The sequence below is a fragment of the Bacillus sp. ISL-46 genome (assembly GCF_018613205.1).
Genome location: NZ_JAGGQR010000095.1, coordinates 1 through 11,594, shown reverse-complemented (window position 1 = coordinate 11,594; position 11,594 = coordinate 1). Strand labels below are relative to the sequence as shown.

12 protein-coding genes and 2 pseudogenes are annotated in these 11,594 nt (G+C 38.1%); 5 read left to right on the top strand and 9 right to left on the bottom strand.

The genetic code is table 11. From position 1 onward, the window contains the following. The 3 genes and pseudogenes from J7E67_RS29330 to J7E67_RS32490 all read left to right on the top strand — a co-directional run. Window positions 1–200, top strand: a pseudogene (locus tag J7E67_RS29330) (urease accessory protein UreH); the annotation flags it as partial. Window positions 201–307: 107 nt separating this feature from the next. Next, window positions 308–565 (top strand): hypothetical protein, encoded by a 258-nt coding sequence (locus J7E67_RS29325; protein WP_214733380.1) that lies wholly within the window; start codon window positions 308–310, stop codon window positions 563–565. Beyond that, on the top strand, window positions 499–720 hold the full coding sequence (locus J7E67_RS32490) for a Rossmann-fold NAD(P)-binding domain-containing protein (RefSeq protein ID WP_214733378.1): 222 nt from the start codon (window positions 499–501) through the stop codon (window positions 718–720). Before J7E67_RS29325 ends, J7E67_RS32490 begins: the two co-directional genes overlap by 67 nt. An 818-nt stretch (window positions 721–1,538) precedes the next feature. On the opposite strand, the gene J7E67_RS29315 is transcribed toward J7E67_RS32490, so the two are convergent. From J7E67_RS29315 to J7E67_RS29275, 9 genes and pseudogenes are all read right to left on the bottom strand, one after another. Further along, window positions 1,539–2,978 (bottom strand): NADP-dependent glyceraldehyde-3-phosphate dehydrogenase, encoded by a 1,440-nt coding sequence (locus tag J7E67_RS29315; protein ID WP_214733379.1) that lies wholly within the window; start codon window positions 2,976–2,978, stop codon window positions 1,539–1,541. Between the two features lie 270 nt (window positions 2,979–3,248). Beyond that, on the bottom strand, window positions 3,249–4,985 hold the full coding sequence (gene ptsP, locus J7E67_RS29310) for a phosphoenolpyruvate--protein phosphotransferase (protein ID WP_214733377.1): 1,737 nt from the start codon (window positions 4,983–4,985) through the stop codon (window positions 3,249–3,251). Between the two features lie 87 nt (window positions 4,986–5,072). Further along, a pseudogene (locus tag J7E67_RS29305) lies at window positions 5,073–5,252 on the bottom strand (hypothetical protein); the annotation flags it as partial. A gap of 109 nt (window positions 5,253–5,361) precedes the next feature. Then, window positions 5,362–6,297: a sugar-binding transcriptional regulator gene (locus J7E67_RS29300; RefSeq protein WP_214733376.1), complete on the bottom strand. Its 936-nt coding sequence runs from the start codon at window positions 6,295–6,297 to the stop codon at window positions 5,362–5,364. Between the two features lie 51 nt (window positions 6,298–6,348). Next, complete coding sequence (locus J7E67_RS29295) at window positions 6,349–6,705, bottom strand: PTS glucitol/sorbitol transporter subunit IIA (protein WP_214733375.1); 357 nt, start codon at window positions 6,703–6,705, stop codon at window positions 6,349–6,351. 45 nt (window positions 6,706–6,750) lie between these two features. Then, window positions 6,751–7,773 (bottom strand): PTS glucitol/sorbitol transporter subunit IIB, encoded by a 1,023-nt coding sequence (srlE, locus tag J7E67_RS29290; protein ID WP_214733374.1) that lies wholly within the window; start codon window positions 7,771–7,773, stop codon window positions 6,751–6,753. A 13-nt stretch (window positions 7,774–7,786) separates the two neighbouring features. Beyond that, window positions 7,787–8,314, bottom strand: coding sequence for a PTS glucitol/sorbitol transporter subunit IIC (gene srlA / locus J7E67_RS29285; RefSeq protein WP_214733373.1), 528 nt, complete (start codon window positions 8,312–8,314; stop codon window positions 7,787–7,789). 21 nt (window positions 8,315–8,335) lie between these two features. Beyond that, a complete protein-coding gene (locus J7E67_RS29280; protein WP_214733372.1) occupies window positions 8,336–8,761 on the bottom strand; it encodes a transcriptional regulator GutM in 426 nt (141 codons plus the stop codon). 124 nt (window positions 8,762–8,885) lie between these two features. Then, window positions 8,886–10,181: an NAD(P)H-dependent oxidoreductase gene (locus tag J7E67_RS29275; protein ID WP_214733371.1), complete on the bottom strand. Its 1,296-nt coding sequence runs from the start codon at window positions 10,179–10,181 to the stop codon at window positions 8,886–8,888. A gap of 254 nt (window positions 10,182–10,435) precedes the next feature. Between J7E67_RS29275 and J7E67_RS29270 the strand changes: the two genes are divergently transcribed. Continuing rightward, on the top strand, window positions 10,436–10,906 hold the full coding sequence (locus J7E67_RS29270) for an NUDIX hydrolase (protein ID WP_214733370.1): 471 nt from the start codon (window positions 10,436–10,438) through the stop codon (window positions 10,904–10,906). A 111-nt stretch (window positions 10,907–11,017) separates the two neighbouring features. Next, window positions 11,018–11,191, top strand: coding sequence for a hypothetical protein (locus tag J7E67_RS29265; RefSeq protein WP_214733369.1), 174 nt, complete (start codon window positions 11,018–11,020; stop codon window positions 11,189–11,191). The last annotated feature ends 403 nt before the right edge of the window (window positions 11,192–11,594 follow it).

Sequence of the window (11,594 nt, the reverse complement as noted above, 5' to 3'; positions counted from 1 at the left end):
TTTACAACGGGTACAGTTTAGTTATCGGAATGCTTTTCTTTACTACAATTATAGGGGTTCCATTTGTTTTGAGTGCCAAAAAAATAAGTCTGAATAAGACACTTACCCGAATAACCGGCTGTATTAGTATAGTGTTTGGGATATATTACATGTACAACTTAGGGGTAACTGAAGGATTGTATAAGCTTTGGCTACAATAGTTTGCATGGGAAGAGAGATGGATTTTCCATCTCTCTTTTTCCACTCACCTTCTCCTAGGAACAAAGAATAGGTTGCCGCAGCAACCTCATATTTTGAAATCTGAACTTTGACTGGAATCGGGAAAGCAACGGTTGAGGGTCTTACCGATAATGGGGCTAAGGCTGTGATTTTCGATATTGACGAAGATCGAACGAAAAAAACCGATGCTAAAATTGACTGTGAGTGGCATTACTGTGGTGTTTCTAACTTTAAATTAGTGAAGGAGGAAATTATAGAGGTAGAGACAAACACGGACAATTGGATGTACTCTTCATCAAATACGGAACCAATGGCCGTATTTCGCCTATTGAGTATTTATCCGTGACCGATTGGAACACCACGATTGATAACAATTTAAAAAGTACGTTCCAATGCTTAAATAGCATTCCTTATATAAAGGAAAAAGGTGGTAGCGTGATTATCAACAGCAGCTTTAATGGAAACCGTACTTTCTCAAATATTGGTTTTTTCTGCTTATAGTGTGAGCAAAGCTTTCGGGAAAATGGCAGCATCAGTATGGATCCGTGTGAATATCGTGTTTCCTGGTACGAACGATCCCTTTCACCCTTTTAATATAATTTAATTCATGTGCTATACCTTCATTTTTCAAATACGCAGGTGCAGTCCGTCAACATATTATACATACCAAATTTGTTCAAGATACCCCCATTTTCTTTAAGTTCCTCCTCCGTACATTTCAATAATATCTGGAACGAATCCAATTTCATTTGATAATAAGTTGTTTTCTTTGTTTTTGATCCATCTTGGAAAAAAGCTAGCATATGGACTGACATTTTTTCTGGGTTGCTTCTTCTGTTGCCGTATAAGGATTTGCTGTGACGCGTAATTTATTATTTTTTTCCATTTCTTGCACCAAGAACTTCTGTGCCCATTGGTTTAGCAAATTCAGATATTCAAATGCTTCTGGGCATACACAGGCTAAACCTGTGTATACCCATCCTGCATCGTTTAAATATTACTATTACAATCAAGATACACCAAAGCCACAAGTTATTGTTCCTTCCGCCAGCAGTTAATCCTTCAAAATAAAGGATATTCAACTTTAGTAACAGGGGTGATAATGGAATGTGGTCTTTACTTGGAGGTGCCGTAGAACGGGGAGAAACAGTGGAGGTTGTGTATTTGTTGTTTATTTGAGTTAATTGTCAGATAAATTGAAGCGAGTCATGAATCAAAATAGTAAGGGAATTGTTCATCTATTGCTCCTTTCTTCCATATAAAGCAAGAAGCCTTCCATTCGGAAGACCTCCGCTATATATATATTAGTATCCCAATGCTTATTTAGTAAGATTTAAGACTGTCACTTTTACACGAGTCATAGATTCAAGACCTTTGCGAACACCTTGTGCTCCCATCCCCGACCCTTTTACCCCAATAAACGGAAAATGGTCTGGTCCCCGTTCTGTACGTCCGTTTATTTGGACAGATCCTACCTCAATCTGATTTGCAATCGCAAATGCTCTATTAATATCTTTTGTAAAGATACTTGCTTGCAAACCAAATTCGGATTCATTTGCAATTCTAATTGCTTCTTCATCAGAGGACACGCGGATAATAGGTAATACTGGTCCAAACGGTTCTTCCCAAGCTACACCCATATTATCTGTTACATGATCTAAAAGAGTAGGATATATTAAATTATGTTCCTGCTTGTTTCCTGTCACAAGTGTTGCCCCTTTTTCAAGAGCATCTTCAATTAAACCTTGAACAAAGTCAGCTGATCCGGTATCAATTAATGGCACAACTGTACATCCCTCCTCCGGGGAACCTACAGATAATTTTTCTACTTCTTCTTTTAAAATATTAACAAGTTCATTCGCTACACTTTCATTTACCAGAACACGCTTTATTGCTGTGCAACGCTGACCAGAATAAGAGAATGCCCCACTAATAATCTGTTTGGCTGCTTCCTGCAAATCTGCATCCTCACATACAATACCAGGATCTTTGCCTCCTAATTCTAGTACAAGTGGAATCATTGCTGCTTTTTTTGCTAACTGAGTACCTGTATTTGTACCGCCTGTAAAGGAAATCATATTAATTCCTTTATGTTCCACTAGATAGTCACCAATAACAGACCCCCGACCTGTTACTATATTAACAAGACCTTTTGGAAGTCCTGCCTTGTGAAGTGCCTCTATCATTTTAATACCACTAATTGCTCCTTGGGTAGCAGGTTTAAAGATGACAGCATTTCCTGAAATAAGTGCTGGTGCCAGTTTGGCAGCAGCTAAGTTTACTGGGTAGTTAAACGGTGGAATAGCGAGCACTACACCTAATGGAACGCGTTCAATAATCGCAACTTTTGATTTAGAACCTCCCGGAAAACTGTCCCCCTTCATGCTTTCACCATGCATATGAAGTGCTTCCTCAACTGTGTAACGAATTAGGTCTGCAGTACGTGCGACTTCATTTTTCGCATCTTTCAGACTTTTACCGACCTCTTTCATGATAACCTCAGCAATATTATCTTGCATGCTCAGCAATTCATTTGCCCATTTATATAAATATATCGCACGCTCTTGCAAGGAAACCTCCTTCCAAGGTTTTTGTGCCTCCTGTGCGAAAGAAATAGCTTCATCTATCTCCTCCCTTGTAATAGCCTGTACTCTCCCTATTACATTAGGAGAATAAGGTGAATAAATATCAATCGTTTGTTCAGACCTACTTTCTTTCCATTCCCCATTTATATAGAACTTATGAGCTGTTAAATTCATTGAAGTTGATAATACAGATGCCACAAGTATCCCTCCTTAGATAAATTAAATATATTTTAAATCTATTAAATTTTCAGTTATTTATTTACAGAAGAGTTGAATCTTTAAGCAAATCTTTCTCTAACCCTATTCACTTATTACCTAATTAGATAGAAACCCGTCCTCGGAAATGTCTCCAAGCGTCCCAAGAATGGACAAATGTTTTACCTTGTTCCTTGACTAACCCCCGTCGAAAGTGTTCCATTCTACCTCTTGATGGTAATCCTACAATTAAACTAGCACATCTTTCGGTTCTAGAAAGGTGGCTTTTATAAAGCTTTCTACTTCCTCAGCTGTCTCCATATTTAATATTTGTTCGACTCTTTCATTTATTTCTGCTTTTGACAAACGAAGAATGTTGCTTCTTGCCTGTAAAATGGAAGTAGCACTCATACTAAATTCATCTAAGCCAAGTCCAAGTAAAATCGGTATTGCTACTTCATCTCCTGCCATTTCCCCACACATACCTACCCATTTTCCTTCTTTATTAGCCGCATCAATGACACTTTTTATTAAGCGAAGAATAGCTGGATGATACGGCTGGTAAAGATAAGAAACACGTTCGTTCATACGGTCAGCCGCTAATGTGTACTGAATTAAATCATTTGTTCCGATTGAGAAGAAATCGACTTCTTTGGCAAAAAGATCTGCTATAACTGCAGAAGACGGAATTTCCACCATCATCCCTACTTCAATGCTATTAGAAACAGAAACACCTTCAGTTTGAAGTCTCTCTTTTTCTTCTGTTAAAATATTTTTTGCTTGCCGAAACTCATCCAGAGTTGCAATCATGGGGAACATGATTTTTAAATTTCCATACACACTAGCACGTAATAGTGCACGAAGCTGTGTGCGAAACATATTTTGCATTTCCAAGCATAAGCGGATTGCACGGAATCCCAAGAATGGATTCATTTCTTTTGGAAGGTCTAAGTATGGAAGTTCCTTGTCACCGCCAATATCAAGTGTACGAACAACAACTGGCTTTCCTTCCATACGTTCTAGTACTGTTCTATATGCATCAAATTGTTCTTCTTCGGTTGGAAGTGCGTCACGTCCCATGTATAAAAATTCGGTACGGTATAACCCGACAGCTTCACCGCCATTTTCAAGTACACCTTTCATATCATCAGGGGACCCGATATTTGCTGCCAATTCTACTTGATAACCATCAGCCGATACTGTCTTTTCATCGACAAGCTTGGCCCACTCCGCTTTTTGCGCTTCGTAAGCAGTTTTTTTAATTTCATATTGTTTCACGATATCTTCTGTCGGATTGGCAATAATTTTTCCATCTAAACCATCTATAATCACTAACGTACCATTTTCGATGTCAGCCGTAACCGTTTGAGTTCCAACAACCGCAGGAATTTCCAGCGAACGGGCCATAATCGCTGAATGCGAGGTACGACCGCCGATATCAGTTGTAAAACCTTTTACATATCGACGATTTAACTGAGCAGTGTCAGAGGGGGTCAAGTCTTCTGCGATAATCACTACTTCTTCTGAAATCGTACTTGGATTGGCAATGGTTACTCCTAAGAGGTGAGCAAGTACACGCTTTGTCACATCACGGATATCGGCTGCGCGTTCCTTCATGTATTCATTTTCTATAGACTCAAACATTGATACGAACATTGTTGCCACTTCGTTTAAAGCAAATTCAGCATTTAACCGTTCAGCTGTAATTTTATCTTTGATAGGATTAATAAGTTCTGGATCATTTAGTACAAGGAGATGAGCAGCGAAAATGTCTGCTTTATCTTCCCCAAGTTCCTTACGAGCATGCTCTTTGATGACCTTCATCTCTAATTCAGATTGTGCAACAGCCTCTTCAAAGCGAAATATTTCTGCATTCGTATCCGTTACTGATGATCTTTCTACTCTGAGCTCAGGATTCTCCAATCGGAAAGCCTTGGCGATGGAAATTCCTGGGGAAGCTGCAATTCCTTTAACTATTGTAGACATTATTTTACTAATCCCTCACTTTTATACTTTTTTAATGTTCCTTTTGGGTTACATCCCATCTTCTGCATTGCAAAAATATATTTCAGATCAATCTATTTTCCTTGTTAGCCTTAGCTGGCAAGCCCATCCCTTTCCATTACTTCCAAGTGAAATGTCATTTGAATCATTGAGGGCGATTAAACGTCTAAAGCCTAAATGGGCAGAAAGCGATGAATCCTCTGCAGAAACACCCTTCATTAAGTCCCCATCCCCACAAATGACATTTGTATGAAGATCAATTGTTCAATGGATATTTCTATAGTTAGATTTATTTCTCATTCCTCCTTTAAAAATAAAGGGACGATATTATGATCTCGTCCCAGATTTTTTTCAATACTTAATCCAATAAAGACTTTGCCGTAAGCTCGTCGGTAATTAATACATGTACTAATTTTCCTTCCAAAGCGGCTTTTATCGCCTGGACTTTTTCTAATCCACAGGCAACTCCTACAACAAGGGGAATTTCTTTTAATTGCTCTAATTTCAATGAAATCACTTGTTCATTCCAAGAATTAGATGAGGTGTCTCCATTCTTGTTAATGAAGTTATAACAAATATCGCCAACCACGTCTGTCTGGTTAAAATACTCTTGAGTCTCCTGACCAAGGTACGATTTCACCATGGTTGAGTGCTCAGGAGTTCCGCCAATCCCCACAATCGCTATGTTCGCTTTGGATGCTAAATCAAATATGTCTTGGATGGAGGATTGGCGCATAAAGATCTGTTTCGCCTCATTAGAATCAACCATTACCGGTGCATGGAGGAGCTTGTATTTTGCTTGCAGGTTCCCTGCAAGCTTTGCAACAAGAGCATTTGCATGGATATCCACTCGCTCATTTCCCATTCCTCCAACTAAAGGAACAAAGGTAACTGATGGAAATTGCTGATGGGTAGACAAAGCCTCAGCTACCTCATGCAAGGTTGTCCCAGAGGAAACTCCAATCGTTTGGCCATCCCGAATGACTCGTAAGAGATATTTACTTGCCGCCGCTCCCAAACGATTCTTGGATGACTCATTTCCATGGTTCGGTATACACACAACTTCACGTAACCCATAGAGACGTTCTATTTTTCCTTCTAACTGCCGGTATGGGTGAATGGTTTCATCATGGATAATGACTTCAACAATCCCCAGCTCTTTTGCTTTGGCAAGATATTTTGAAATGAGCGAGCGGCTTACACCAATATCATCGGCAATCTTAGATTGAGTGGCTCCCTCTTCGTAATACATTTGAGCAATTTTAACAAGTAATCTTCTATCCTCAAAAGACAAGTCTATCAACCCCCTTTACTTTTTCTATTTATCGGAGGTTCAGTTCTCCTACTACTTAAATTCAATCACACTGCCATTTTTATATTTCGGAAGGACATGTGGTGAAACAAATACAGCGCCTGGAAGAACATGATCCTCCGGTTCCGAGAAGTAGATAGAAATATGGCCAAGTTCTCTTAAATTATTATTAGCCGCAGATCCTACTGCCGTAATCTTATATTGTTGATCATCCACTTGGAAAACTCCGCCTTCTATAATGGATTCTTCGGAATTGTCTATTACACTTTCATGAATGATTGATACTTCCTTTAGTTCTTGCGGCGCTTGAGGTCCAAACAAGATATTAACTTTTTCGTCCTCAAATGCTAAAGCTAAAGCTCCAACTTCTTTTACAACACTTTTATACATACTGAATTCCTCCAATAATCTTTTTACGTTTTTTAAATTTTGATTTTAAAACATTCCAATACTTGCAACATAAGCAATAACTACCGCTAAAACCCCGGTAATTAAACGGCTGTATAATACTGCCGGCACACCGTATTGTACGGTTTCCGGTTTAGCCTCTCCTAGAGATAATCCGACTGGTATGAAATCGGCACCAACTTGCCCGTTAATTGCGAATAATGCAGGTAAGGCAAACTGTGGAGGAATATTCCCCGCAGCGATTTGCGTACCAATCAGCACCCCGACTACCTGTGAGATAACGGCACCCGGACCAAGGACCGGTGATAAAAAAGGCAGTGTACAAACAATGACAATAACGATAAGTCCCCATAAAGAACTTGCCAGCGGTGATAGAGAATGAGCGATTAAATTACCAATCCCTGTATAATTAATGATTCCAATTAGCATACTAACAAATGCCATAAAAGGAATGATATTTTTTATCAACATGTCAATCGAATCGCGTCCTGCTTGATAAAAGATTCCCGTTACTTTTCCGATTCCTCTCGAGAATCGCATTAAGAAGTTTCCATTATTATCGAGTTTTTCTTTCTTTAATTGTTCATAATTCTTTTTGAAGCTTTCCTTATCTTTAGTATCAAACTTTGCCTCATTGTCATCTTCCTGACTGGCTACTGCTGCTGCGGATTCAACCATTCCTTCTGCCAAGGCGATTGATTTTTCCGTAACGCCTGAAACAAAAATATCTTCTGTAATATGCTTGGCAAGCGGACCTGAAGGAGAAGACGGGAGAATATCAACGGTTGGAATTCGCTTCATTGGATAAAGACCAATCCTAGCTGTTCCTCCACAGTCAATAACGACACACATCATTTCATCTTCCGGAACAGAGTTTCTAAAGCCGTCTACTGCTTCTGTACCTGACATTTCAGCTATTTTTCTGGCAACAGGGTGAATTCCACCGCCTGTAATTGATACAACCTTTACTTTTTTTCCTTTTGGCTCAATTAGGAGACCTTTTCCCCAGCCGCCTGAACCTTTGTTTACAAATAAAGCTCTTTTTCCCATTATGATCCCCCTATCATGAATTCGCTTCCATCTTTCTCGCTAAAAACTTAGTAATCTGTTCGGTAATAATACCACGTATAAGCATAATGACAATTCCGACTAAGAAATAACGAACGGCTAGTTCGGATGTTGCATAACCTGCTTGTTTTAAGCCATTGGCAATTCCTAAATAAACAAACAGCTCACCTGCGTTTGCATAAGGGAAAAGTGCAGTTACTGGATGTAAGAAGGAAACTAAAGAATCATAAAATGCCGGCTTTTGTTTGTCTGGTACGAAACGTCCAAATGTATAAGCCATAGGGTTTGTCAATAATAAAATAGATAAAATAGGCATTAAAGTATACCTTAGTAGCATGTATTTTGCAGTAAATTGAATCGCATTGTTGATTCTTTCTTCCCCTACAAACTTAATCACAGCATACGTAAAGGTAAGTAAGACAACCAAAGTGGGTACAATACCAGTTATTAAACTCATGAATTGTTTTCCACCTGCTTCAAACATTCCGATAAAGTGTGTCCCAAACCATTGAATCCATTCCATTGGTGTGAACGCTCCTCTCCATTAACTCGTTGTAATATTTTTCTTAGCTATTGATAGTAAAGCATTTTCCGCAGCCTTCGAAAGAGCCGCACTAACAGCAGGTACTTTATGCCGCTTGCCTGCTTTTAATTGATCTTCTTGTACCTCGCTTAATAAAGTCCCAACATGTTTACCTTTATTTTTACTTACTTCCTTAAACTTCGATAGGACTGAAAAGCCATTAACCACAAAACACTCTTGAATCATGTAGCTATTGTTGACAATTAGCATCGCGATTGCCCCAGGCCTAAATTTCCTTTTCTCCATACTAGAGAACAAGTAATATCCTTCTGTTTCTTTGTAACGACTTACAATCTTTTCCATGTTTTTCCGGTAATAACGTACTTGGATAAAGGTTAAGACATATTGGACAATTAATAAACTGCAAAGAATAATGGTAATTTTCATAAAATTGAGTTCACTCCTCTTGTAAGTAGCCGTTTAGGTTTAAAAAAGGCTGCAAAGCTAGCTCTTCAAGAATCAGGCTTTGCAGCTACATGCATACTTACCCTTTATTTGAGTGATTAGAATCTCAAACAGTTACTGATTCTTGAAGTATTTTTGAATCTACTACTGAAGTGGCAGGAAATAAAGTATCTTGTAGTGATCTTAATTTCCAAACGGTGGTGTTAACATCTAACTCGACATCATCCGTAGTTAAGAATTGACCTTGTTTGATATCTTTTTTAGCTATAACTTTTCCACTAATTAATCCAATTGGAATATGTGCGTTTCTCTTCATTTCTTGATGAGTTTCAACAACCCCACGTACGGAATATCCACCGATGCCATCAAGTGATTCTCCTGCTTTGATATCACGTTTTGCAACTGCTACTGTATCAGCGATTGGTCCACCTAGAGGTTGAATAGAACCTTCGTTTTGTAATATTGCTTTTGCAATCGTAATTGGTGTCTCTAAACTTGCTAAATGGAATGGACGATACAAGATGTGGTGATCTCTTTCACCCTTTTTCATCAAATAACTTAATTCATGGGCTACGCCTTCATTTTGGCCTTTCACAATTACAAACACCCCAGGGGCAAGACCATCAACATATTCTACTACACCAAATTTATTCAATACTCCGCCATTTTCTTTTAAATCTAAATCTTTTAGAACAGAATCAAGGTCTCCGGAAATTCCATGCATTCCAACAACATCTGGTACGAAACCAATAGCATTTGATAATAAGTTCATTTCTGCCATAGTTTTTGTTCCATCTTGGAAAGCGGCTAGCATATGCGCGGCCATTTTATTTCGTTTCGCCTCTTCCGCTGCTGTATCAGGATTGGCTGTGATACGTAATTTATTATTTTTTCCTTTACCTGCAACAAGTACTTCCATTCCCATTGTTTTTGCAAATTCGAATAATTCTAGGGTTGCGGCTGGCTCATCACCTGCTGAACCTGTGTAAACCAATCCTGCATTTTTAAATAACTGATGCATGATTGAACCAATGGTAATGTCCACTTCAACGTTTAGTAGAACAAGATGTTTTTTTGATCTTAGTGTTTCTAGTGAAATGTTAGCTCCTACTTCTGGAACACCTGTAGCATCAACAATTACTTCTACGTTAGAAGACTGAATCACTTTACGGAAATCATTGGATACTAAGATTTGTTCCTTTTTTACAGAATGCTGGTTATAGTAATCTGCAGCCCTTTGTGCAGCGTCAATATTAATATCACTAATACCGGTAACACTCATCCCTGGAATAGTCGAAATTTGAGCAATCATTCCAAATCCCATTTGGCCTGCACCGATAACTCCTACTCTAATTGGCTGATTAGCTTTTTCTCTTTCTAAAAGCTGTGTGTAAATTGACATTTGCTTCATCTCCCTATTTTTTTGAATGTTAAATCTTTTAATCGTTTTCATAACAAACTATAATATTACTAACATTTGTTATTAAATTTATCATTTTATAAAAAATAATAACAATTATATTATAGTGTGGAAAAAGATTTAAATTAGTATCATTTGATAATGTGATTATCATTTGTTACAAGTTTATTATAAAATGGTTTGAAAAGGCTGTCAATAAAAATCAGGAAAAAAATTTATTTGAAGGAGGTCATTATATGAATCGAACTGATTATTATTACGATGCAAACGCCCCCATGGCGAAAAGCATTGTGCCCGCAGTCTCTGCTATAATCAATTCTGCTTCAGCCCGGGTTGATAATGGTATGTGGTCTTTACCCGGCGGAGGGATGGAACCGGGAGAAACAGTGGAAGATGCGATAAAAAGAGAGGTAATAGAGGAAACAGGATTCGCAGTGGCAGTAAAGAAGTTAATTGGAATCTATAGCGATCCCAATCATGTAATAAAGTATGCAGATGGAGAAGTAAGACAGCAATTTTCTATTTGTTTTTTATGTGAGGTTTTAGATGGATCAATCAAAACCAGTCATGAATCAAAAAGGGTAGCATTTGTTCCATTACGTGATTTGGATACTATTCATATTCATGAATCGCAAATAATCCGAATTCAGGATGCTCTTAGCGAATCAGCCCTTTTTAAGATAGAAGGTTTTAAGCATCTGTCATAAAAAAGTCTTGGTAAATATCATTTTGACTACATAAAAAACCACTTCCTAATTTCACTAGGATAGACTAACCTAAGAAAATGAGACACGATAAAACACCTTCGAAATGGTACAGTGAAATTATGTACTAAAATCGGAGGTGTTTTTGCATGGGCAAAAACGTATATTCAAGCGAAACAAAATGGTCTTGTAGTGAAAGATAAGATGGCAGGAGAATTAACTAATCAAGAGATTATGGAGAAGCACGGAATTAAGAATGTCTCCCAAAAAAAGACATGGATGAAATAGTACAGGGAGAACGAAATACATCGTTTTGATCAACCGATTGGTAAACAGTATTTATATGGACTGGGACCAGATAATGTAAGTGAAGAGGAAAAGAAAGAACGTAAATATACTCATCTAAAACAGGAGAATGAAATTCTAAAAAAGTATTTGGAGATGGTAAAGGAGTTGAGAAACAAGTAGTTCTGAAGATCGTTGAAAAGTTCCGTAAGAAATACACGGTTACGGCGATTTTATCTGCCTTATCCGTGCCGCGCGCTACCTACTATCGGTGGGCAAATGCGGGGAAGGACATTTTGACGAAAGAGGAAGAAATCATCATTACTTTATGTAAGGAAACAAAATACCGGAACGGACATCGTAAAATAAAGGCTATATTATATCGTAATTATCAAATCAAATTGAA

Bases quoted from the DNA above. Each gene is read 5' to 3' on its own strand.
- ptsP (WP_214733377.1), bottom strand. From the start codon at position 4,985: ATGTCTACAATAGTTAAAGGAATTGCAGCTTCCCCAGGAATTTCCATC.
- srlE (WP_214733374.1), bottom strand. From the start codon at position 7,773: ATGGGAAAAAGAGCTTTATTTGTAAACAAAGGTTCAGGCGGCTGGGGA.
- J7E67_RS29295 (WP_214733375.1), bottom strand. From the start codon at position 6,705: ATGTATAAAAGTGTTGTAAAAGAAGTTGGAGCTTTAGCTTTAGCATTT.
- J7E67_RS29280 (WP_214733372.1), bottom strand. From the start codon at position 8,761: ATGAAAATTACCATTATTCTTTGCAGTTTATTAATTGTCCAATATGTC.
- J7E67_RS29315 (WP_214733379.1), bottom strand. From the start codon at position 2,978: ATGAATTTAACAGCTCATAAGTTCTATATAAATGGGGAATGGAAAGAA.
- J7E67_RS29270 (WP_214733370.1), top strand. From the start codon at position 10,436: ATGAATCGAACTGATTATTATTACGATGCAAACGCCCCCATGGCGAAA.
- J7E67_RS29275 (WP_214733371.1), bottom strand. From the start codon at position 10,181: ATGTCAATTTACACACAGCTTTTAGAAAGAGAAAAAGCTAATCAGCCA.
- srlA (WP_214733373.1), bottom strand. From the start codon at position 8,314: ATGGAATGGATTCAATGGTTTGGGACACACTTTATCGGAATGTTTGAA.